The organism is uncultured Phascolarctobacterium sp., from assembly GCF_958349595.1.
In the GTDB taxonomy this organism is placed as follows: domain Bacteria; phylum Bacillota; class Negativicutes; order Acidaminococcales; family Acidaminococcaceae; genus Phascolarctobacterium.
On record NZ_CATWDQ010000026.1, the window covers coordinates 1 to 21,099 of the forward strand.

A 21,099-nucleotide genomic window follows, 5' to 3' on the forward strand; every position below is an offset into this window, starting at 1 on the left:
ATTCTACGATTGGAGGCTTTTTTATTCAATGTCCATTTTCTTTGGTTCTAAGCATTTTCGGGAGCTTTTTGTATTTTGGTTTAAACCTTTTGTACCATGCAGTCTTTGACGAAATCAGAAACTGTTTTGTTGAATTTGTCGGCTTCTTCGTAAAAGAGCATATGGCCGCTTTCAGTGAAAGGAACAAATTTGCCGTTGGGGATCAGTGTGGTCAGGTAAGTACCCTGCTTGATGCCCCAGGCAAAAACAGGACCATCAGCGTTAACGACCAGCGTTGGAACAGTGATCGTTGGCAGAACGTCAGTAAAGTCCGTTGCAATGTAGTCACTATAGATTGCTGCTGATAACCAGGGCGGCAGTTTGCGGAATTCTTCGATGACCCAGTCTGTTCCTGCCGGGCGTTTTCCGTCTTTAAAGATAGCGTTGGCGAAGAATTCAAAATATTCTTCACGTTCGTTGATCAGGCGGTTGACCTGAGCGTTGAAGCCCTCCATGTTGTAGTGATGCAGTCCCTGACTGTTCCATTCTTCAGGGCTGAAGGGGAAGGGCGTCATATCGACAAGCCCGAGGCCGATCAGGTTACTGTCATTTTTATACTGCTGCCAATAGGAAAGCACTATCGGCCCACCTAAAGACCAGCCCATGAGTACAAAGTTTTTGAGACCGAGAAATTCCGATAATTCCCGTACGTCTTGCGCGTAACGGGCGACGATCTGGCCCTGCAAGCCTTTAGATGATTTACCGTGACCGCGGTTATCCATAACGATTACCTGAAAATGTTTAGCTAGTTCGGGCACATTACGCTGCCAGAATTTGGAGGAACACTGCCAGCCGTGTACAAGAAAAAGTGGTTGTCCGCTGCCGTGTACTTCATAGTAAAGATGCGCCTGGTCGGAAGTAGTAAAAAAGCCGTTCGTCTGTGTCATAATATCACACTCCTTTTCTTTTATTATAACTCTTTTACAAGCAACCGGTTACGGTTTTTATTTGTGAAATAAAAATGCGCAGTAAAAAACTGCGCATAAATTTAAAAATCAATTATTTAGTTTGTACTGGCAGCATAATTTTCCAAAGCAGACCTAATAAAGCGCCGCAGAGAGAGGGCACGATCCAGCCGAACCCGTCAGCGTAAAGAGGTATCGTGTTACTCAGGATGTTTTCCAGAGCAGTCAGTTTGATTCCGGCAGCTTTCAGACCATCCAGCAGAGCGAAAATAGTTGTGAAAAACAGGCAGCAGCGGTAAACGCGCCTGTCACCGTGGAAAAGTTTGGAAGTTACTCCAAGCAGTACCAGTGCAATGATGATAGGATAAAGCGCACAGAGAATAGGTATTGAAAAAGAGATGATATTCGTCAGGCCGACGTTGGAAACAGCAAAGCTGAAAACACAGATCGCAACGACAAAACGCTGATATTGTACCTGCTCGTGCGTAACCTTGGTAAAGTATGAAGCCGCCGAAGCAGTCAGGCCGATACTTGTTGTCAGGCAGGCGAAAAAGATCATCAGACATAAAACAACATTGCCTGCTGCGCCCAGATAATAGTTGGCGATATCTGCTAAAGCCACACCGCCGTTGGCAGAAATGCCCAGGATACTGACGCTGGTAGCGCCGGTATAAGCCAGGGCCACATAAATAAGTGCGAGAAAAAAGGCGGCGATCAAACCGGAGTAGACACAGATTTTAGTCAGCAGTCGGTCATCTGTAATTCCTTTAAGCTTAATAGCGTTGATGACGGTTGCACCAAAAAGCAGCGTTGCCAAAAGGTCCATTGTGTTATAACCGTCCTGAAAGCCGCTGAGAAATGGTATATTGATGTAATTACCGGTTGCAGGCTGCATGGGACCCATAGGAGCGAGCAGAACATTGATGATCAGGACAGCAAGGCTTAAAAGCAGCATTGGTGTTAAAACTTTGCCCAACCAGTCAACAAGCTTTGACGGGTTGATGGATAAAACATAGGTAATAATAAAAAAGAAGAGCGAATAAATAGCAAGGCCCAAGGTGTAGTAATCTTCAGGGACAAAAGGTCTGATACCAACGTCGTAAGAAACGGCTCCGGTACGTGGGATCGCAAAAAAGGGGCCAATAGTCAATACACCCAGCATAACTATCACTTTAGCAAAGTTTGGATGGACCGGATCAGCCAGGGCATTGGGGTTATCGCTTTTAGTGAGTGCCATGGCAATGATGCCTAGAAGCGGCATGCCTACGCCGGTAACGCAGAAGCCGATCGCGGCTGACCAGAAGTGATCGCCGGCGGCCTGACCTAAGGCCGGTGGGAAAATCAGGTTGCCAGCGCCGAAGAAGGACGAAAAGAGCATCAAACCTACGGGTAAGATTTCCCAAAACGTCAGAGTCTGTTTCATAAAAAGTCTCCTATCATGAATAGATATAAAATTCTGAAAACTTAAGCGTTAAGTAAAGGCTGCCCTCAGGCAGCCTTTAAATTAATGGATGATGAGGCGGAAATATTTCTTTTTGCCTTTGCGGATCAGCAAACTTCTTTCTGCATCAAACATAGTCGAGACAAAGCTCGCTTCCGGGTCAGTGACTGTCTCTTCACCAATATACAGACCGCCCTGCTGGATCATTTGCCGTGCTTCGCGTTTACTGCTGAATATTTTTCCTGCAGTGAGAACATCAATGATCTTACCTTCGGCATCAGCAGCAGTGATTTCGATCGTTGGTACGTCTGTCAAGGCTCCGCCGCCGCCAAAGAGGGCTTCGGCTGCCTGTTTGGCTTTTTCTGCTTCTGCTTCGCCGTGGACCAGTTTGGTAACTTCATAAGCAAGGACTTTTTTTGCTTCGTTGATCTCGGCATCCTGCAGAGAACTCAAACGGCGTACTTCATCCATCGGGAGGAAAGTCAGCAGCGACAGACAGTTTTCAACATCACTGTCGTCAATATTGCGCCAATATTGATAGAAATCATATGGCGAAGTTTTTTCAGGATCAAGCCACAGAGCACCTTTTTCCGTTTTGCCCATCTTACGGCCATCACTGGTAGTAAGCAGCTTGCAGGTCATGCAATAGGCAGGCTTCTGCTCTTTACGGCGGATCAGCTCGACACCGGCCAGCATATTGGACCATTGATCATCGCCGCCGAGCTGCATGATGCAGCCATGCTTTTTAAACAGTTGCAGGAAGTCATAAGACTGCATGATCATATAGTTGAATTCGAAAAAAGACAGGCCTTTTTCCAAACGTTTTTTAAAGCACTCGGCTGTCAGCATACGGTTGACGGAGAAATGCACGCCAACATCGCGCAGCAGTTCAATATAATTCAGGTCCAGCAGCCAGTCGGCATTGTTGACCATAATGGCCTGACCTTCGGAAAAATCAATGAACCGCGCCATTTGCTTTTTAAAGCAGGATATATTATGGGCGATAAATTCAGGAGTTAGCATTTTACGCATATCGTCTTTGCCGCTGGGATCACCGACCATACCGGTACCGCCGCCAAGAAGGCAAATTGGACGATGGCCGGCACGCTGCATATGGCTCATTACCATCAATGCGATAAAATGGCCTACATGCAGACTGTCAGCTGTAGGATCAAAGCCAATATAAAAAGTGATTTTTTCCTTTTCCAGCAGCTCTTTGATCTCATCTTCGTGGGAGAGTTGTTTTAAAAAACCACGTTCTTTTAATACGTCATAAACGGACATGAAATAACCTCCTAATATTACTGCAAACTTCCTCATGATAAAGTGAAGAAGCAAATCTTCTAAACATTATACAACGAATGAACAGGTTTCGCAAATAAGAAAAGGCACTTCCGGGAAGAAGTACCTTTGATAAATAAAAATAAATTGTTTTTATAATTGCGAAGTGCAATGCGGACAGCGGGTTGCGTCGTCAGCAATAGCTGTTTTGCAGAAAGGGCATAAACGTGGGTCAGGTGCCGGTGCCGGCGGAGGGGTAAGCTTGTTGATTTGTCTGATTAGTACGAAAATAGCAAAAGCAATAATCAGGAAATTGATGATAGTATTTAGAAAAAGACCGTAGGCTAAGACAGGAGCATGAGCTTCCTGCGCGGCTTTTAAAGTGTCATAATGCTGTCCGTTAAGGCTGATAAATAGTCCTGAAAAATCGACTTTGCCGAATAAGAGGCTTAAAGGGGGCATAATAATGTTATCTACCAAGGACGATGTTATTTTGCCAAAGGCGCCGCCGACAACGACGCCGACTGCCAGGTCGATGACATTACCACGCATTGCAAATTTTTTAAACTCTTCAAAAAAAGACATGTTAACAACTCCCAACATAAATTGAAATTATTTATATATATTCGCTTTAGGTTATAATAATCCTGCCGGCTTGACTGTAAAACGTCAATAATTTATAATAACTTTGTAAGAATCAGGCAGTGAAGGAGGGAAACCATGAGAGATGACTTAGTAGTACCGGGCGAGCATGAGGAAAATTTTGTTCTTGCTAAAGATGCGCGTGTAGTTACAGTGCCGTTTACTCCGCTGGAGCAGCGTATGGCTAAAGAAAAGCCATATCTGATGGAAGGCCTCGCCAAATTGAGAGAGATCTTGGGAGAAGACAGCTTTAAACGTTTGATCAGTAATGTACATAACATCAATTTGAGCGGACCAAGAATCATGCTGGTCGCTGATAATGAACTGCACCGTACCAATATCGAACGTGAATGTCTGCCGGCTATCGCTGAAGCATTTAATGTTACTAATATTCGTGTAGTTACACAGGGCTGATATCCAAAAAGCTTTCCTGACAGCAGGAAAGCTTTTTATTTCAAAAATATTAAAAATACCATTGACAAACTATTTGTTATTTTATATAATATTCACGTTGCAGTAAGTACTGTAACTTAAGTCGGGGCGTGGCGCAGTTTGGTAGCGCGCTTGTTTCGGGTACAAGAGGCCGTGAGTTCGAATCTCGCCGCCCCGACCACTTAAAAAGTTAGCCGCAGAGCCATTCTGCGGCTTTTTTATTTTGCGTGAAACGGTCTGTTTACGAAAGTGCAACGCAGCTCTAAAGGATTGGTTTCTTGACTTTAAGTTGAAAAAATAACTATTTGAATTTTAACAGATAGGCCATATAGCAAAACCATAAGATAAAAATATAAATTAGTATTCTGGAAATAGAAATCATAAAATATAACCTTCTTCGTTTTAAAAGTTGAACTATCTTGTGTCTAAGCTGAATGATAATTTACTGATATTATAGCGTATATAAAGAAACGGTAGGAAGCGTTTTATTATTTTAAAGGTTTTCAGTGATGTTTTTGCTGCTGTGGACTTTCGCCGAAGCGGCACTTCGTATCGAGGCTGATTTCAAAAATACGGGTCCAGGGCAAACTTACATCAATGTCGATACCTGTCAGGTAGTAGTTTTTCTTATCACTGCTGTAAAAAGACGTCCGTCCAAGATCTCCGTACAGCAACTGAAATTTTTGCCGCTGCAGAAAACCTCGGATAAACGTTTCGGCATAAAATTTATTTGCTCCCAGGTCAGTTGGTGTATAGCCTTTTAATTTCAGCAAGGTAGTCAACTGTGCATGCATTAATTTCTGATAAGCATAATCATCAAGTAAACGTTCAACGGTAAAGCTCAGATTTTGGGCATAGAGTGCCGGATATTCTGACTGCGGCAGTCTGTGCAGCTGCCCGACAAACAGTGTAGCCTGACTGAGGGCTGTTCCCAGGGAATTACTAAGTGTATTCCAGCCGGAAAAAGCTGCAAGTCGGTTAAGCGGGACCTTCGCGTCTAAAAGCTGCGGTACTAAAAGTTCATTTGCTGTATAATTGGCTGTCAGATCGACCAGAGCGACATGGCGGCCGGAAGCCAGCAGAGTACTGAGTTTTTTCAGCATGGCTTTAGTAGGAGGATTATCATCGTCACCGCAGTGTACGAATAAAATAAAGTCCGCTTCAGCGGCGTCATCTGTAAGCCGGTCATTGATAAAACTTACTTTGTCCCTGATACTGGCGTCAACAGAACAGGGCATATAGGGCATGATTTTGGCTGCCACTTTAGGTGAAGAATATTCGACAAAGATCCGCGGCTGAAAATTATGCAGTTTATTATAATATCTGGTCAGCAGCAATGAAGCAATCTCATCGGCACCGCTGGTAATAAGGCCTCTGGAACCTAAGCCGGCATGCTCCATGTAAGCGCGGACATGGTTGGCGTTACGGTTGGGCAGGCCGAAGGGCTGAGCATCGTCCTGGCCGATAACCAATGTCAGTTCATCATCTGCCGCCAACTGGACCAGTTTTTTGTTAAAACTGTCGTTGTCAGTATACAGGTTACTGTATTTGGTTTTAATGTCATCCGGTATGCGGGCGTCGATTTCCAGCAGCTGTTCGGTAAAGTAAGGATCACTAAAGGTTTCTGCCATATCCTTTAAAGTTGCATAACGCATCAGATGCCATTGATACCAGCTGTCGGGAATCAGCTGATCGCTGACTAGCAGTCGGGGAATAACGGAAAAAACGGCCATATCGATTTGGGGATTATGCTTGCGCTGCTTGTTAACAAAAGCCAGAAAGTTTGCTTCATCGTCAGGTGTGCCAAGTGGCACACGTGAGACCAGCAGGCTGCCGTGCACTAAAAGATCAGCCGACAGAATTGCCGCCTGCTGCTGCGGCAGTTCCTCTTGCAGCCACTGAAAGAGTTTTTCTTTATCAGCAGGTGTGTTATAATTGTCAAGAAGTTTCTGCGGTGGTGTTATCACATTTATGGAAGCCAGTGCTCCCAGTTTGCGAACCATAGCGGTACATGGGGGTCGGCTGTCTAACGGTACAAGCAATAGTGAAGTATCTGTTTTGACGGCCTGTGGCGTAAATGGGACAGTTGTAGGCATACCGCCAAATAATTTATAAAAATAGGCGCAGAGCAGCAGTAATACAAGCAAAATAAATTTTTTCCTGTTCATAGGCTGTCTCCTTTGCCGTTCTTATTATACTTATTATATTACAGATGCGGAGTTTTTTGAATGCGGATAATTACGGGAAAGGCACGAGGATTAAAATTGACCGTGCCCAAAAATATGGACGTGCGCCCTACTGCTGACAGGGTCAAAGAATCCCTGTTCAATATTATTGGCACTAAGATTATCGGAGCGCGTGTGCTGGATCTGTTTGCGGGTACGGGTAATCTGGGCTTGGAGGCCTGGAGCCGCGGCGCTGCAGCTGTTACCTTTATTGACGAAAGCAGGGAGTCGCTGCGCCTGGTACAAAGTAATATCTCAAAATGCCATGCCGAGGACGATGTGCAGGTGATAAAAGGCAGTGCGGTGAAGGTTATCGAAAGTATGCATCGTCAGGACGCAGGTTTTGATTTTGCCTTCTGTGACCCTCCTTATAATAAAGGCTGGGTTCAGAAAGTTCTGTTGAAGCTGGAGCTGTTCCCTATTCTTGATGACGGCGGCTATTTGATCGTCGAGCATGCCAAACATGACGAAATCGGAAGTTTGGCAGCGTGTTTTGAGCTTGTGCGCCAGGAAACCTATGGTGAAACTTTACTTTCGTTTATAAGATTTGCCAAGGTATAACAAAATGTTGTAAAATAATAAAGTAAATTTGTAAGAAACTAGCAGGAATACAGAAAAGTACGTCGAATAAGGAACAAGATAATTGAATTTATGACCAGACTGCGTTGCAGCTTCTAGGAGGTTAAACAGTGCGTAGAGCGATCTGTCCGGGCAGTTTTGACCCGGTTACTAATGGCCACCTCGATATTTTTGAACGGGCGAGCCAAATGTTTGACGAGATCATTATCAGCGTTTTTCATAACCCGGGTAAAGATAAAGCGATGTTCACCATGGAAGAAAGGGTAGAAATGCTCCGGGATGCTACCAAACATATCCCTAATGCAAAAGTAACCTGTTTTTCCGGTCTTTTAAACGAATTCTGCAAGCAGGAAAAAGCTCCTTTTATCGTGAGGGGCTTACGTGCGTTTTCTGATTTTGAATATGAATTTCAGCGTGCGCTGCTCATAAAGAAAATAGACAATAACTTAGAAACAGTCTTTATTATGACTAATGCTAATTACTCTTTTTTAAGTTCATCTGGAATAAGAGAGTTGGCAACTTTTGGCGGCTGTATCCACGGTCTTGTGCCCGAATGTGTGGAAGACCGGATCAAGAGCCTTGTTATAAGCAAAGAATAATAGTAGAAAGAGGTTGAGTTTGATGATGATTGATAGAAGTACCAGTGCGACTTTAGACAGGATTTTTGATGAAATGTATAACCTTATTTCCGAGGCCAACCGTATCCCTCTCACTGATAAGATCATTATCGAGGAAAGCGATCTGGCCGGTATTCTGGATGATTTAAAAGAAGCGATTCCCAAAGAAGTCAAAAGCGCTACCAGACTGCTTGAAGAACAAAAAGCAATCGTCACCAAGGCTCATGAAGAAGCCGATAATATTGTTTTGCAGGCTAAAACCGAAGCTGACCGCATTTTAGAATTGGCAAAATCTGAATCTGAACGTCTGATGCGTCAGGAAGAAATTTCCAAACAGGCAGAAGCCTTTGCTGAAGACGTGAAGAGTACTGCTCTGCGTAATCAGCAGGAAATGAAGGATGAGGCCGACGCTTATGTTGAACGTGTCAAACACGACGTACTGCAATATGCAGATGATATGCTGGGTTATTTAAGCGGCAGTCTGCAATCCGCATTGCAGGCCGTAAATGATAACCGTGCTTCCGTCAATGCCGAACGTGAAAGCGTTCTGTCCGCACGTCCGCAGCGTGATATGGAAATGCTGGCAATGGAAGAAGAAGAGGACGAAGAATAAATTAAAAAATCAAGCCTTCCGCTTATGCGGAAGGCTTTTTGCTTTATTGAGTTTTATTATTTTTGAATGTAGATCGGTGAAACGATATAGTCGTTGTTGTACTGCGGCTGATGGTTCTTTTGCAGCAGCGTCAGCAGATTAGTTGCCGCAATATCGACGGATAACTGCTGTTCGACTTTTTCGCCATATTTTTCCAGCACATTGCGGCCCAGCTTGATAATTACAGGCAGCTGTGCTGAATCCTGCATTTCTTTCAGTAGCTCGCGCCCACGGTCATTAAATGCTAAAACACGAATGTAAGCAGGTTCCTGGGCATTATCAAACATCGCCCTGTATTGCTGCAGTAAAAGCTGCATCAGCAGCCTTCTGACACGGGAAGTAGGGTAACGCTTGGTAACTGTAGCGCTGACAACGTCCTGGAACGTATTACAGGATGCCGCTTCGGCCAGGCGATTCTCGAGCCCTTCGCTGCACTGGCAGGCGGCTGCTATCTGTGCCGGCGTCAAAGAACGCAGTTTGTATAAAAGCAGATGGTTCAGGATTTTATCACTGATATCCATACGGTGCTGCAAATCAGCTTCGCGCAGCAGTTGCGCCGTAGTTGCAGGAACAGTGCTGAGCAGCGCTTCGTCGATGCCATAACCGCGGTAATGCTCGCGAATTGCCGTCGCCCCGGCGATCGGGCCGTTGATGGTCTTATCTTTGTAACCGCTGCCGCGGCGTTTGACGACAACTGGTTCTATTTCATAACCGCCGTGTAAAAGCTGGCGGCAGTATTCCAAAGCCAGAATATTGTTGGGATGCCCGGCGATCGTAAGCATTGAAGGATCTTCAGCCAGAGTAAGCTCTAACGCTTTGGCATAACTGTGCCCTTCGTCCAGATAGTGATGCAGAGCGTCCTGAAAAACAGGCTCGTTTAAAAATTCTGCAGTCAGCATCAATTGTTTGGAATTAGCGGCTTCAGCGCCGAAAGCAAGGTGTGATACCATACCTGTGGCGGCCAGTAATTTTACAGCGCCGGCAGCAAAAAATTCTGCGCTGCGGCAGGTGAAAACTGTCGGCAGTTCTAAAATCAGATCGACGCCGCCTAAAACAGCCATTCTGGCACGGGTCCATTTGTCAGTTAGGGCAGGTAAGCCGCGCTGTACAAGGCTGCCGCTCATAGCGGCAATGATAGGACGGTTGCCTGCTATACGCTTTGCTTCACGCAGATGATGGGCATGGCCATTGTGGAAAGGATTATATTCTGCTACGATTCCTATTGCTTTGCTCATTCATGTTCTCCCTCATTTGTAATGTTTATACTAGCGATTATCATCTAAATAGTGTATACTATATGATATAATAAAATGTGCTGGAAGCGCAAGCTAAATTTTGCACAAATGGAGGAAAACTGTGATTATTTTTGTTGTCAACTGCGGTAGCTCCTCAATTAAATATCAGCTTCTTAATATGGACGGCGAACAGGTGCTGGCCAAAGGTTTGATCGAGCGGATAGGAATGGAAGGTTCTGTACTTAAACATACGCCTACTGGTAAATATACTGTAGATATCAGCGCCGATATACCTGATCATTCCGTCGGCATCCAGATGGCGCTGGACGCCCTGACCAATGAAGAATATGGCGTCATTGACAGTATGGATGAAATTGATGCCGTTGGACATCGTGTAGTCCACGGCGGTGAACGGTTTACCGACTCGGTACTGATTACGGACGACGTTTTGAATGGTATCGAAGCCTGCGCCGAGATCGCACCGCTGCACAACCCGCCGAATTTATACGGTATTAAAGCCTGTATGCGTCTGATGTATAATACGCCTCAGGTAGCCGTTTTTGATACTGCTTTCCATCAGACTATGCCGAAAATTGCCTATTTATATGGCCTGCCTTATGAAATGTATGTCAAATACGGACTGCGCCGTTATGGCTTTCACGGCACTTCCCATAAATATGTGGCCCAGCAGGCTGCTGAAATGATGGGCGAGCATATGAGCGACCTGCGCTTTATTACCTGTCATCTGGGTAATGGCGCCAGTATTGCCGCGATCAAATATGGCAAATCCATTGATACTAGTATGGGTTATACGCCGCTGGAAGGTCTTGTAATGGGTACCCGCTCCGGCGAGATCGATCCTGCGATCATTCCTTTTTTGATGGAAAAAGAAAATATGAACGCTCAGCAGATCGACGATTATCTGAATCGCCGCAGCGGTATTTTAGGTATCTCCGGTTTGTCCAGCGATTTCCGTGATCTGGAAAGCGCCGCTAACCGTGGTGACGAACGCAGTCAGCTGGCTATCGACATCTTCGCCTACAAGGTCAAAAAATATATTGGCGGTTATGTTGCCGCAATGGGCGGCGTTGATGCCATTATTTTTACAGCTGGATTGGGAGAAAATTCTCCGTTTATGCGTGATAAGATCTGTAATGGCCTGGAATATCTCGGCACCCGGATCGACCCTGAACTGAACAAGCTGCGCGGCAAGCAAATGGAAATCAGCATTAAAAGGGCACGTGTCAAGATCTTTGTGATTCCCACAAATGAAGAGCTTGTCATTGCCCGTGATACTTTGAATATCTGCCGCCGCATCATTAAATTATAATAAAAGTTACGCTTTTTTCTTGACAAAGATTTAGAGCATCGCTATAATTGATACGATTGGTGAAATATGATAAAGATAAATGTCGCAGAAATCAAGAAAAGACTGGTCGGTAAAAAAGACTTTTCCTATGAGCTGAAACCAGCTGAACTGAACATTACTGAAGCAGATCTGCCGATAGCAGGAACGGTGACCGTAAAAGGCACGATATCCAATGCCGGCGATGTTTTGCTTTTGGAAGCTACGGTTGAAGCCAGGGTCAACAGGACCTGCGGACGCTGCCTTAAAGCCTTTACAGGTAAGAGTACGGCTGAAGTATTGGAAAAATTCTATCCGGCAAGTGCTGAGAATATCGAAAATGATTCTTTTATTTATGAATCCGATATCGTCGATCTGACGGAACCGATTCGTGAAAGTCTCCTGCTGGCAGAGCCTCTCCAAGCTTTGTGCAGGATCGATTGTCAGGGCTTGTGTCCGGTCTGCGGCGCCGATAGAAACGAAGGCGACTGCGGCTGTGATACTACCACAGTCGATCCCAGGTTGGCGGCATTAAAGCAATTCATCAAAAATTAAATTTACATTCATTAGCTTGAGGAGGTGTATCAAAGATGGCAGTACCAAAGAGAAAAATGTCCAAAGCTCGCCGCGATTCCCGTCGTGCGAACTGGAAACTTACAGTTCCTGGCTTAGTCGAATGTCCGCAATGTCATGAGATGAAAATGCCGCATCGCGTTTGTCCCGAATGTGGTTATTACAACGGCAAACAAGTTATCGTTAAAGAACAATAATTTTGCAGCTTTAAATCCCCGTACTTATAAGTACGGGGATTTTTGCTTTTTATAGTCTGGTACTAACTTTTTGAAACTGTTGAGAAAAGCTATGTAAAAATATGGTATAAGTGAATGTGACTAAGTTGTGAATTATTTAAGAATTTAAGTATTTGATTAAAATTTTTACTTGCTTTTTTTGTTGTTAGCTTTTATAATACCTCTAGATATTAATAGTTGGTACTAAAGTCGGGTGATAAAATGAATTCTTCCAAAAAAATAATACGGCAGGAGCGTCTGTCTAAGCTGTTGGAACGCAATCCATTTTTGACAGATGAGCAGCTTGCCAAAGCGCTTGAAGTCAGCATCCAGACTATCCGTTTGGACCGGCTGCGGATGAACATTCCGGAAGTTCGGGAACGTACCCGTCAGATGGCTGAAAATGCGCAGACAAAGCTGAAAGCCATTGACAAAAAGGATATCGTCGGCGATCTTATCGATCTGGAATTAAACAAGATTGGTATTTCAATGCTGAAAATAACGCCGGAAATGGTGCTGGAAAAGACTGGCGTCGCACGTGGCTATTACATGTTCGCGATGGCCAATACTCTGGCCTTGGCCGTAGTAGATGCCGATGCGGCATTGACAGGCGTTGGTAATGTCAAATATAAGGTTCCTGTCTATGCAGGGGCAACCTTAGTCGCTAAGGCGGAAGTGATCCGCCGTGAGCATGATAAATATGTTATCTGGGTCAAAGTTCGCAACAATAACGAAGAAGTGTTCCGCGCTAAATTCATTATTGTATCACTTCCCAACGAAAGGATCGAAAAATAGTGAAAATTGCAGTTGATGTGATGGGGACTGACTATGGACCTCAAGAACTGGTTTTGGGAGCTGTCCAGGCTGTCAGAGCGTATAACTGCGAAGTCGTTCTCGTAGGCGACTCCGAAATTATCAAAAAACTGCTGGCTGAATATAATGCGGCTGATGAACGAAAGATCACTGTACATCATTCCAGCGAAGTTATCCATATGGATGAACATCCAGGTATTGCCGTTAAGACTAAAAAAGATGCGTCCATCGTCGTTGCGACAAAGCTGCTGCGCGATAAAGAATGTGACGCACTGGTATCATCAGGCAGCACAGGAGCGGCAGTTGCCGCAGCTTTGTTCGGACTGGGTCGTATCCGCGGTATCGAACGTCCTGCTATTGCAACGCCGATACCAAGCCTTACAGGAACGACTGTGGTTTTAGACAGCGGCGCTAAAGTAGATGCCAAGCCTGAGCATATGGTGCAGAGCGCTATCATGGGCAGCGTTTATGCCGAACTGATGCTGAAAATCAAAAATCCGCGCGTTGGACTGCTGAACATCGGCGAAGAAGAAACAAAAGGCAATGAGCAGGCGCTGGCAACTTATCCGCTGCTCAAGGCTGAAGAACATATCAATTTTGTTGGTAACGTAGAAGGCCGCGACATCAATAAAGGTACTGTTGATGTAGTCGTCTGTGACGGGTTTGTCGGCAATGTAGTCCTTAAGTTTGCAGAAGGACTTGCAAGTGCTATAATGAAGTTGATGAAAGATGCCATTTTAAATGGGGGCATCCTGGCCAAGCTGGGCGGACTTTTGATCAAACCGGCAATGAAAGGCCTGGCCAAGCGTCTTGACCCGGCTGAATATGGCGGCGCGTTGCTTTTGGGAGTTAAAGCCCCTTTTATTATATGCCATGGCAGCAGCAAAGCGAAAGCGATCAAAAATGCGATCGGCGTGGCTATAGATTTTGCTGAACGTGATGTAGTTGAACATATCGCCGGCAATATCGTGAAATCAAGAAAAGGAAACGAGGAAATATAAATGGAAAAAGCAGTTGGTATTTTAGGTCTGGGCTGCTATGTGCCTGAAAAGGTGCTGACCAACCATGATCTGGAAAAAATAGTGGAAACCAGTGATGAATGGATCGTTGAACGCACAGGTATTAAAAACAGGCATATTGCCGCTGAAGGTGAAGCTACTTCTGATATGTCCGTAATTGCTGCAGAACGTGCTTTGGCTGATGCCGGCGTAAGCCCGGAAGAGATCGAACTGGTCATCGTGGCAACCGCTTCCGCTGATCATGCATTCCCCTCTACCGCCTGCCTGGTGCAAGACCGCATCGGTGCTAAAAATGCGGCTGCTTTCGATTTGTCTGCGGGCTGCTCCGGCTTTGTTTACAGTCTGGGCGTAGCCAGCCAAATGGTAAAATCCGGTTTATATAAAAAAGCGCTCATTGTCGGTGCTGAAACCTTAAGCCGTATCATGAACTGGGAAGACCGTAATACCTGCGTTCTTTTTGGTGATGGCGCAGGTGCGGCTGTCATTGGCGAAGTCGAAGAAGGTCTGGGCGTTTTAGGCATTGACCTCGGCAGCGACGGCAGCGGCGGCAAATATCTGTTCCAGCCTGCTGGCGGCAGCCGTAAACCTGCTTCTCATGAAACTGTAGATGCCAAAGAGCATTTTATCCATATGAATGGTAATGAAGTATTTAAATTTGCCATCCAGATTATGGGCAAGACAGCTAAACGTGCTTTAGCGAATGCAGGCCTTGAACCGGCTGATGTTGACCTTCTGGTTCCACATCAGGCGAATATACGCATTATCAACAGTGCGGCCAAACGTTTGAAAATGCCGATGGAAAAAGTCTGGGTCAACGTCGATAAATATGGCAATACTTCTGCCGCTTCCATTCCCATCGCTTTGTGCGAGGCACAGGAGCAGGGAATGATGAAAAAAGGCGATACAGTATTGCTGGTTGGTTTTGGTGCCGGCCTTACCTGGTCTTCCATCGTGCTTAAATGGAGTAAATAAACCTGCAAGAACAGTTGAGTAAAAGACGAAAGAGAGGTTTTCCCGATGAGCAAAATTGCATTCGTATTTCCGGGACAAGGTTCCCAAACTGTAGGTATGTGCAAAGATCTTTATGATAACTATACTTGCGCACGCAAGGTTTTTGAAGCTGCTGATGAAGCTTTGGGCTTTTCTATCAGCGATATGTGTTTTAACGGTCCTGAAGACCAGCTGCGTCTGACCTTCAATACTCAGCCTGCTATCCTGACTGCCAGCGTAGCTTGTGCTGAAGTACTGAAAGAAAACGGTCTGAGCTGTGAGGTCGCAGCAGGTCACAGCCTGGGCGAATATTCCGCTTTAGTTCTGGCAGGTGCCTTGGATTTTGCCGACGCCGTCCGTATTGTCCGCAAACGTGGTCAGTTCATGCAGGAGGCAGTTCCTGTCGGAGAAGGCAGCATGGCTGCTGTTTTAGGTCTGGAAAGCGATAAGATCGTCGACATCTGCCGTACTGTTGAAGCTGAATGCGGCGAAGCTGTACAGGCAGTAAACTTCAACTGCCCCGGACAGGTAGTTATTGCAGGCGCTGTAGGCGCAGTAGATAAAGCGTTGGCTGCCTTAAAAGAAGCTGGCGCCAAACGTGCTGTTCTGCTTCCCGTAAGCGCACCTTTCCACAGCACTCTTATGCAGCCGGCCTCTAAACGTCTGGCTGAAGTTTTTGAAACTGTCGCTTTTCACGACGCCAAAATTCCTGTTGTCGCCAACGTAACTGCAACGGAAGTTATCAAAGGTGAAGAAATCAAAGAATCTCTGATCCGTCAGGCTGCGATGCCTGTGCTTTGGGAAACTTCTGTTAACCATATGATCGCAGGCGGAGTTGATACTTTTGTCGAAGTTGGTCCCGGTAAAGTTTTGACCGGTTTTACCAAAAAAATTGCCAAAGGCATGACTGCCCTGAACGTCGAAGATGAAGCAAGCCTTGAAAAAACACTTGCTTATTTTAAGGAGGTTCGTTAAAATGCAATTAGAAGGTAAAATCGCACTGGTAACAGGTGCTTCCCGTGGGATAGGCAAGGCTATCGCAGTAGCTCTGGCTGCTGCGGGCGCTGATGTCGCTGTGAACTATGCCGGCAACAAAGCAGCTGCTGAAGCCGTTGCAGCCGAGATCGAAGGAATGGGACGCAAAGCGCTGCTGCTGCAGGGCGATGTTGCTCAAACCGCAGTCTGTGCTGAAATGATCGAAGCTGTCGTTAAAGAATTCGGCCGCATCGATATTTTAGTCAATAATGCGGGCATTACCCGCGATACCCTGCTGATGCGTATGAAAGAAGAAGATTGGGACGCAGTTCTCAATACTAATCTCAAAGGCGTTTTCAACTGCACTAAAGCAGCTGTTAAATACATGATGAAACAAAGAGCCGGCCGCATTATCAATATCAGCTCCGTTGTAGGTGTAATGGGCAATGCCGGTCAGGCTAACTATGCCGCTGCCAAGGCAGGCTGCATTGGCTTCACCAAATCTGTTGCCAAAGAAGTTGCTGCCCGCGGCATCACTGTTAACGCAGTTGCACCTGGTTTTATCAAAACCGATATGACCAGCGTTTTACCTGAAAAAGTAGTAGCCGAGATGGAAGCCGGTATCCCGCTGGCCCGCCTGGGTGAACCTGAAGATATTGCCAAGGCGGTATTGTTCCTTGCAAGTGACGATGCTGCTTATATAACCGGTCAGACTTTACATGTTGACGGTGGTATGGTAATGTAATTATGCAATTCTTAAAAAACACCTTTGGAAGGAGGTGAATCGTAAATGAGCACTTTCGAAAAAGTAAGAGACATTACTGTTGAGCAATTGAGCGTTGACGCTGATGAAGTAAAGATGGAATCCTCCTTCATCGACGATCTGGGCGCTGACTCCCTCGACATCGTTGAATTGATCATGGCTTTCGAAGAGGAATTTGAAGTTGAGATTCCTGACGAAAAAGCTGAAAAAATCCGCACTGTGGCTGACGCAGTTAAAATGTTGGATGAAGAAAAATAATCTTTTAGCAGCTTAAGGGAAAGCTCTTTGGAGCTTTCCCTGATAGTTGCAGTAGTCCTGAAATGGGGGATATTTGTTGAAACTACCAGTACTCAAAATAGGTGATTTGACAGCCGAAGTACCGATCATACAAGGCGGAATGGCTATCAGACTGTCTACCGCGCGTTTGGCGGCAGCCGTTGCGCAGGAAGGTGGAATCGGACTCATTGCAGCGTCCGGTATGGAGTTTGACGAACTGCGCAAAGAGATCCAGCTGGCCAGAAAGCTTACTGGAGGGAAAGGCATCATCGGTATCAATGCCATGGTGGCAGCCCGCGAATTTCTTGGGCTCATTACCACTGCTGCCGAAGAAAAAATTGACCTGATCGTCGCCGGTGCCGGTTTTTCAAGAGATATTTTCGCCGTAGGGCGTGAACATAACGTAGCCGTAGTGCCCATCGTTTCCTCGGTCAAACTAGCTAAAATATCTGAAAAGCTTGGTGCTGCCGCTATTGTAGTGGAAGGCACTGAAGCTGGCGGGCATCTTGGGACGCAGCAGTCTATCAAAGAGATCCTGCCTGATATTGTTAATGCGGTCAGCATTCCCGTTATTGCGGCCGGCGGTGCTACTGACGGCGCTGCTGTAGCCGAGCTGATCAAGTTAGGCGCCAGCGGCGTTCAAATGGGCAGCCGGTTTGCAGCCAGCGAAGAATCTAACGGTGCTCCGGCGCTGAAAGAATTATATCTCAAAATGACCCAGGAAGACGTTGTACAGATCGACAGTCCCGTTGGCTACAAAGGCAGGGCGATCCTTAATCCTTTTGCCAAACAGGTTTTGGAAGGAACGCAGCCGCGTCCCCGTACCTGTGACAGCTGCCTGAAACACTGTTCGCGCAGCTTCTGCATCATCCGTGCGCTCACCAGGGCTCAGCAGGGCGATGTTGAAACCGGCCTTGTTTTTACAGGCGCCAATATGTGGAAGATCAAAGAAATTTTGCCCGTGAAAGAAATTTTCAGAAGACTGAAAGAAGAAATAGCAAAAATTTAATTTGAGGTGATTTATTTTGAAAAGACGAGTCGTTATTACCGGTGTTGGCCCGATTACTCCAATCGGTATCGGCAAAGATGAATTTTGGAGCAATCTGATCGCTGGTAAATCCGGTGTCGGTCTCATTACTCAGTTCGATGCTTCTGATCCTGGCTTCACCACTAAAATTGCCGGTGAAGTCAAAGATTTTGATTTCGCCAACTATGGCGATAAAAAAGAAGGCAAACGTATGGACCGTGTGACCCAGTTCGCCGTAGCGGCTGCCAAACTGGCAGTAGAAGACGCTAAGCTCGATCTGGAAAAAATCGATCCCGTTCGTGCCGGCGTTTGTGTTGGCAGTGGTATCGGTGGTATCCACACTTTCCTTGAGCAGTCTTTGAAATATGGTGAAAAAGGCCCTGGCAAAATTAGTCCGTTCTTCATTCCTATGGAAATCCCGAACATGCCAGCAGGGCAGATCTCCATCGCTTTAGGCTTCAAAGGCCCTAATACAGCTATTATTACAGCCTGTGCTACCGGTACTAACTGTATTGGCGACGCTCTGCGCACTATTCAATATGGCGATGCCGACATTATGATCGCAGGCGGTACAGAAGCTGCTGTTTCCCCTGTAGCTATTGCTGGCTTCGGTAATATGAAAGCTCTTTCCACCAATAACGAACATCCTGAAAAGGCTTCCTGCCCGTTTGACAAAAAACGTGACGGTTTCGTTATGGGCGAAGGCGCCGGCGTAGTAGTTATGGAAGAGCTTGAGCATGCTCTGGCCCGCGGCGCGCATATCTATGCCGAAGTAGCAGGTTTTGGTATGAATGCCGATGCTTATCACATCACTGCTCCTGATCCGAGCGGCGAAATGCCGGCCCTGTGCATGCAGCAGGCTATCGACGATGCCGGTATGAAACCTGGAGACGTTGATTATATCAACGCTCACGGCACCTCTACCCATCGTAACGATTTGAATGAGACTCTGGCTGCTAAAAAAGTTTTTGGCGACCATGCTTATAAAATGACGATCAGCTCCAACAAATCCATGACAGGACATCTGCTGGGAGCTGCAGGCGGCGTGGAAGCCATTGCTACTGTCATGACCATCGAGAATGGTATTGTTCCGCCAACTATCAACTATGAAGACCCTGACTTAGAAGAAGGTCTGGATCTCGACTATGTTCCTAACGTAGCCCGTAAAGCAGAAGTAAGAGCGGCATTGTCCAACAACTTCGGCTTTGGCGGCCATAATGCCACCATTCTCTTCAAAAAATATCAAGCTTAATTGAGAATAGAGTGATTTAGATGCAAGATACTCGCAAAGAGCAGCTTTTAGAATTCTGTAAAAGTCTGGGCATCAAAATGCACAGACTGGAACTTTTAGATACTGCTCTGACGCATACATCATATGCGCACGAGGCGAAAAAAAATCCACGTCCTGAACATAATGAACGTGTAGAATTTTTAGGTGACTCGGTACTAAGCATTGTCGTCAGTACCTATATGTACTGCAATTTTCCCAACCTTAACGAAGGAGAACTTACCAAACTCAGAGCGCATATCGTCTGTGAAGTATCACTGGCCGAATATGCCCGCAAAATCAACCTTGGCAAGTATCTGCTTTTGGGTAAGGGTGAAGATCTGACCGGAGGCCGCGAACGCGCTTCGATTTTGGCAGATGCGTTCGAATCTGTACTTGGCGCTTATTATATCGACCAGGGGATGGACGCAGCCCGTGTATTTTTACTGGGGCTGATGAAGACTGAGCTGGACTTTATTTGTACGCACGGTATTTGCAGTGATTTTAAAACAAGATTACAGGAAGTTGCGCAGCAGAAGGGCGATGTCGATATCGTCTATGAGCTGACTGGCTCCAAAGGTCCTGAACACAATAAGCATTTTGCCACTATTGTTTCCATTAATGGAAAACAAAAAGGTGCAGGCGAAGGTAAGACAAAGAAGGAAGCAGAACAGCAGGCAGCCAAAAACGCTCTTGAAAAAATGGGCGCGCCTTTAACTGGTTTCCCTAAATAAAATAATCCCCTGTCAGTAAAATTGGAGTGTATCCAATCAACTGACAGGGGATTTTTCTTTTTGCGTGTTCATATCAATGCGACGGACCATACAGATTGAGCAGCACTACGCCGCTGACGACTAAAGCCATGCCGAACGCTCCGACAGCGTTGATACTTTCATGGAAGACCAGCATCGAAATAACGGCTGCCGCAACAACGCCGATGCCCGCCCAGGTCGCATAAGCAATATTCAAATCAATAAACTGCAGCGAACGGGAAAGAAAATAAAAAGCGCCTGTATATGCGGCCACAACTACCAGCGAAGGCGTCAGCCTGGTAAAGCCCAGCGTGTATTTTAAAAATGTCGTTCCCAGTAATTCCAAAGCAATAGCTAAACCTAAATATATAAATCCCATAATATCCTCCTAATCATCTATAGCGGCCCGCAAAGCCTTCATCCAGGCGAAGCCGCCTTCCAACAGTGCGTTACGCTGGGCGTCGGTCATATTGCGCAATGCCCGTTCTTCAAAATCATCCATTTTTTGTAAAAGCTCATCGGCATAAGTTGCCCCCTGCTCAGTAAAAGTCAGCAGCTTGACACGTTTGTCTTTGGGACTGACCTTTTTTTCTACAAAGCCCCTGGCTTCCAGTCCTGCCAGAATACTGTTGACTGTCTGTTTAGGCAGCATCAGCTTTTCGCAGATCAGATGCTGAGTGCAGTCGTCTGGAAATTCCTTCAGCAGATACAGGGTCAGCAGCAGATTATTGTTGAGCCCGTGTTTCTTGGCCCAGCGTTCATAGACAGCGTTGGTGCCGAACCAAAGGTCATAATAGCCTTGACGTATCCGTTGCAGTTCTTGATGCATAAACGCCCTCCTTTTTACTAAAGTCCGAAATCGGACTAATTGCATTATAACAGTTTTAAAAAATTTTGGCAAGCAAAATTTGCCGGACTGCCGTCATAACAGAGGCAGGCATTGACCGGGACAGAGGATACGTTTATAATCGGTATAGTGGATATAGTGGATATAGTGGATATAGTGGATATAGTGGATATAGTGGATATAGTGGAT

The 21,099-nt window shown here is 45.9% G+C and carries 24 protein-coding genes and 1 tRNA gene; 17 read left to right on the forward strand and 8 right to left on the reverse strand.

Annotation, left to right across the window (positions count from 1 at the left end):
• Positions 1–80: 80 nt before the first annotated feature.
• The 4 genes from Q4G98_RS11860 to mscL form a co-directional block, all read right to left on the reverse strand.
• Positions 81–926: an alpha/beta fold hydrolase gene (locus Q4G98_RS11860; protein ID WP_298562868.1), complete on the reverse strand. Its 846-nt coding sequence runs from the start codon at positions 924–926 to the stop codon at positions 81–83.
• A gap of 112 nt (positions 927–1,038) precedes the next feature.
• Positions 1,039–2,367, reverse strand: coding sequence for a branched-chain amino acid transport system II carrier protein (brnQ, locus tag Q4G98_RS11865; RefSeq protein WP_298562869.1), 1,329 nt, complete (start codon positions 2,365–2,367; stop codon positions 1,039–1,041).
• Between the two features lie 81 nt (positions 2,368–2,448).
• Positions 2,449–3,669 (reverse strand): tyrosine--tRNA ligase, encoded by a 1,221-nt coding sequence (tyrS, locus tag Q4G98_RS11870; RefSeq protein WP_298562871.1) that lies wholly within the window; start codon positions 3,667–3,669, stop codon positions 2,449–2,451.
• Between the two features lie 150 nt (positions 3,670–3,819).
• A complete protein-coding gene (gene mscL / locus Q4G98_RS11875) occupies positions 3,820–4,251 on the reverse strand; it encodes a large-conductance mechanosensitive channel protein MscL (protein WP_177561581.1) in 432 nt (143 codons plus the stop codon).
• A 135-nt stretch (positions 4,252–4,386) separates the two neighbouring features.
• Here mscL and Q4G98_RS11880 point away from each other — a divergent pair, with 135 nt between their 5' ends.
• Together Q4G98_RS11880 and Q4G98_RS11885 are read left to right on the forward strand one after the other, a co-directional pair.
• On the forward strand, positions 4,387–4,722 hold the full coding sequence (locus Q4G98_RS11880; protein WP_177561582.1) for a hypothetical protein: 336 nt from the start codon (positions 4,387–4,389) through the stop codon (positions 4,720–4,722).
• 122 nt (positions 4,723–4,844) lie between these two features.
• A tRNA-Pro gene (locus Q4G98_RS11885) sits at positions 4,845–4,921 on the forward strand.
• Positions 4,922–5,243: 322 nt separating this feature from the next.
• Here the strand turns inward: Q4G98_RS11885 and Q4G98_RS11890 are convergent.
• Positions 5,244–6,908: a DUF4127 family protein gene (locus Q4G98_RS11890; RefSeq protein WP_298562874.1), complete on the reverse strand. Its 1,665-nt coding sequence runs from the start codon at positions 6,906–6,908 to the stop codon at positions 5,244–5,246.
• 60 nt (positions 6,909–6,968) lie between these two features.
• On the opposite strand from Q4G98_RS11890, the gene rsmD reads away from it, so the two are divergent.
• The 3 genes from rsmD to Q4G98_RS11905 all read left to right on the forward strand — a co-directional run bounded on the left by rsmD (position 6,969) and on the right by Q4G98_RS11905 (position 8,774).
• Positions 6,969–7,526 (forward strand): 16S rRNA (guanine(966)-N(2))-methyltransferase RsmD, encoded by a 558-nt coding sequence (gene rsmD, locus Q4G98_RS11895; RefSeq protein WP_298562876.1) that lies wholly within the window; start codon positions 6,969–6,971, stop codon positions 7,524–7,526.
• 128 nt (positions 7,527–7,654) lie between these two features.
• The gene (gene coaD, locus Q4G98_RS11900) at positions 7,655–8,143 is read left to right on the forward strand and encodes a pantetheine-phosphate adenylyltransferase (RefSeq protein WP_177561586.1); all 489 of its coding nucleotides are present in this window, start codon (positions 7,655–7,657) and stop codon (positions 8,141–8,143) included.
• A 22-nt stretch (positions 8,144–8,165) separates the two neighbouring features.
• Entirely contained in the window at positions 8,166–8,774 is a 609-nt protein-coding gene (locus Q4G98_RS11905; RefSeq protein WP_177561587.1) for a hypothetical protein, read from the forward strand.
• Positions 8,775–8,830: 56 nt separating this feature from the next.
• Here the strand turns inward: Q4G98_RS11905 and Q4G98_RS11910 are convergent, their stop codons facing one another.
• The gene (locus Q4G98_RS11910) at positions 8,831–10,048 is read right to left on the reverse strand and encodes a nucleotidyltransferase family protein (protein WP_298562879.1); all 1,218 of its coding nucleotides are present in this window, start codon (positions 10,046–10,048) and stop codon (positions 8,831–8,833) included.
• A gap of 121 nt (positions 10,049–10,169) precedes the next feature.
• On the opposite strand from Q4G98_RS11910, the gene Q4G98_RS11915 reads away from it, so the two are divergent.
• From Q4G98_RS11915 to rnc, 12 genes are all read left to right on the forward strand, one after another.
• On the forward strand, positions 10,170–11,378 hold the full coding sequence (locus Q4G98_RS11915) for an acetate/propionate family kinase (protein WP_177561589.1): 1,209 nt from the start codon (positions 10,170–10,172) through the stop codon (positions 11,376–11,378).
• Positions 11,379–11,444: 66 nt separating this feature from the next.
• A complete protein-coding gene (locus Q4G98_RS11920) occupies positions 11,445–11,948 on the forward strand; it encodes a DUF177 domain-containing protein (protein ID WP_301962006.1) in 504 nt (167 codons plus the stop codon).
• Between the two features lie 35 nt (positions 11,949–11,983).
• Positions 11,984–12,163 carry a 50S ribosomal protein L32 gene (gene rpmF / locus Q4G98_RS11925; protein ID WP_021717228.1) on the forward strand — a complete coding sequence of 60 codons (180 nt, stop codon included), beginning with the start codon at positions 11,984–11,986 and terminating at the stop codon, positions 12,161–12,163.
• Between the two features lie 240 nt (positions 12,164–12,403).
• Complete coding sequence (gene fapR / locus Q4G98_RS11930) at positions 12,404–12,976, forward strand: transcription factor FapR (protein ID WP_177561592.1); 573 nt, start codon at positions 12,404–12,406, stop codon at positions 12,974–12,976.
• Entirely contained in the window at positions 12,976–13,995 is a 1,020-nt protein-coding gene (gene plsX, locus Q4G98_RS11935) for a phosphate acyltransferase PlsX (RefSeq protein ID WP_293719234.1), read from the forward strand. Before fapR ends, plsX begins: the two co-directional genes overlap by 1 nt.
• Entirely contained in the window at positions 13,996–14,985 is a 990-nt protein-coding gene (locus Q4G98_RS11940) for a beta-ketoacyl-ACP synthase III (RefSeq protein ID WP_177561594.1), read from the forward strand.
• A 45-nt stretch (positions 14,986–15,030) separates the two neighbouring features.
• Entirely contained in the window at positions 15,031–15,978 is a 948-nt protein-coding gene (gene fabD, locus Q4G98_RS11945; protein ID WP_177561595.1) for an ACP S-malonyltransferase, read from the forward strand.
• A 1-nt stretch (position 15,979) separates the two neighbouring features.
• Positions 15,980–16,723: a 3-oxoacyl-[acyl-carrier-protein] reductase gene (fabG, locus tag Q4G98_RS11950; protein ID WP_177561596.1), complete on the forward strand. Its 744-nt coding sequence runs from the start codon at positions 15,980–15,982 to the stop codon at positions 16,721–16,723.
• Positions 16,724–16,768: 45 nt separating this feature from the next.
• On the forward strand, positions 16,769–16,999 hold the full coding sequence (locus Q4G98_RS11955; protein ID WP_021717234.1) for an acyl carrier protein: 231 nt from the start codon (positions 16,769–16,771) through the stop codon (positions 16,997–16,999).
• A 76-nt stretch (positions 17,000–17,075) separates the two neighbouring features.
• On the forward strand, positions 17,076–18,026 hold the full coding sequence (locus Q4G98_RS11960) for a nitronate monooxygenase family protein (RefSeq protein WP_177561597.1): 951 nt from the start codon (positions 17,076–17,078) through the stop codon (positions 18,024–18,026).
• 16 nt (positions 18,027–18,042) lie between these two features.
• The gene (fabF, locus tag Q4G98_RS11965; protein WP_298562888.1) at positions 18,043–19,296 is read left to right on the forward strand and encodes a beta-ketoacyl-ACP synthase II; all 1,254 of its coding nucleotides are present in this window, start codon (positions 18,043–18,045) and stop codon (positions 19,294–19,296) included.
• A gap of 20 nt (positions 19,297–19,316) precedes the next feature.
• A complete protein-coding gene (rnc, locus tag Q4G98_RS11970; protein ID WP_298562890.1) occupies positions 19,317–20,045 on the forward strand; it encodes a ribonuclease III in 729 nt (242 codons plus the stop codon).
• A gap of 73 nt (positions 20,046–20,118) precedes the next feature.
• Here rnc and Q4G98_RS11975 read toward each other — a convergent pair whose 3' ends face one another.
• The gene (locus tag Q4G98_RS11975) at positions 20,119–20,442 is read right to left on the reverse strand and encodes a multidrug efflux SMR transporter (protein ID WP_293547881.1); all 324 of its coding nucleotides are present in this window, start codon (positions 20,440–20,442) and stop codon (positions 20,119–20,121) included.
• A 9-nt stretch (positions 20,443–20,451) separates the two neighbouring features.
• Positions 20,452–20,892: a MarR family winged helix-turn-helix transcriptional regulator gene (locus Q4G98_RS11980; protein WP_298562893.1), complete on the reverse strand. Its 441-nt coding sequence runs from the start codon at positions 20,890–20,892 to the stop codon at positions 20,452–20,454.
• Positions 20,893–21,099 lie beyond the last annotated feature (207 nt).

What these genes read in the sequence shown, in the direction of transcription:
- fapR (WP_177561592.1), top strand. Translation starts at nt 12,404, where the DNA reads ATGAATTCTTCCAAAAAAATAATACGGCAGGAGCGTCTGTCTAAGCTG.
- Q4G98_RS11975 (WP_293547881.1), bottom strand. Translation starts at nt 20,442, where the DNA reads ATGGGATTTATATATTTAGGTTTAGCTATTGCTTTGGAATTACTGGGA.
- rnc (WP_298562890.1), top strand. Translation starts at nt 19,317, where the DNA reads ATGCAAGATACTCGCAAAGAGCAGCTTTTAGAATTCTGTAAAAGTCTG.
- Q4G98_RS11940 (WP_177561594.1), top strand. Translation starts at nt 13,996, where the DNA reads ATGGAAAAAGCAGTTGGTATTTTAGGTCTGGGCTGCTATGTGCCTGAA.
- Q4G98_RS11920 (WP_301962006.1), top strand. Translation starts at nt 11,445, where the DNA reads ATGATAAAGATAAATGTCGCAGAAATCAAGAAAAGACTGGTCGGTAAA.
- Q4G98_RS11980 (WP_298562893.1), bottom strand. Translation starts at nt 20,892, where the DNA reads ATGCATCAAGAACTGCAACGGATACGTCAAGGCTATTATGACCTTTGG.
- Q4G98_RS11910 (WP_298562879.1), bottom strand. Translation starts at nt 10,048, where the DNA reads ATGAGCAAAGCAATAGGAATCGTAGCAGAATATAATCCTTTCCACAAT.
- Q4G98_RS11880 (WP_177561582.1), top strand. Translation starts at nt 4,387, where the DNA reads ATGAGAGATGACTTAGTAGTACCGGGCGAGCATGAGGAAAATTTTGTT.
- Q4G98_RS11860 (WP_298562868.1), bottom strand. Translation starts at nt 926, where the DNA reads ATGACACAGACGAACGGCTTTTTTACTACTTCCGACCAGGCGCATCTT.
- Q4G98_RS11955 (WP_021717234.1), top strand. Translation starts at nt 16,769, where the DNA reads ATGAGCACTTTCGAAAAAGTAAGAGACATTACTGTTGAGCAATTGAGC.
- Q4G98_RS11890 (WP_298562874.1), bottom strand. Translation starts at nt 6,908, where the DNA reads ATGAACAGGAAAAAATTTATTTTGCTTGTATTACTGCTGCTCTGCGCC.
- tyrS (WP_298562871.1), bottom strand. Translation starts at nt 3,669, where the DNA reads ATGTCCGTTTATGACGTATTAAAAGAACGTGGTTTTTTAAAACAACTC.
- fabG (WP_177561596.1), top strand. Translation starts at nt 15,980, where the DNA reads ATGCAATTAGAAGGTAAAATCGCACTGGTAACAGGTGCTTCCCGTGGG.
- Q4G98_RS11905 (WP_177561587.1), top strand. Translation starts at nt 8,166, where the DNA reads ATGATGATTGATAGAAGTACCAGTGCGACTTTAGACAGGATTTTTGAT.
- rpmF (WP_021717228.1), top strand. Translation starts at nt 11,984, where the DNA reads ATGGCAGTACCAAAGAGAAAAATGTCCAAAGCTCGCCGCGATTCCCGT.
- rsmD (WP_298562876.1), top strand. Translation starts at nt 6,969, where the DNA reads ATGCGGATAATTACGGGAAAGGCACGAGGATTAAAATTGACCGTGCCC.
- fabD (WP_177561595.1), top strand. Translation starts at nt 15,031, where the DNA reads ATGAGCAAAATTGCATTCGTATTTCCGGGACAAGGTTCCCAAACTGTA.
- mscL (WP_177561581.1), bottom strand. Translation starts at nt 4,251, where the DNA reads ATGTCTTTTTTTGAAGAGTTTAAAAAATTTGCAATGCGTGGTAATGTC.
- brnQ (WP_298562869.1), bottom strand. Translation starts at nt 2,367, where the DNA reads ATGAAACAGACTCTGACGTTTTGGGAAATCTTACCCGTAGGTTTGATG.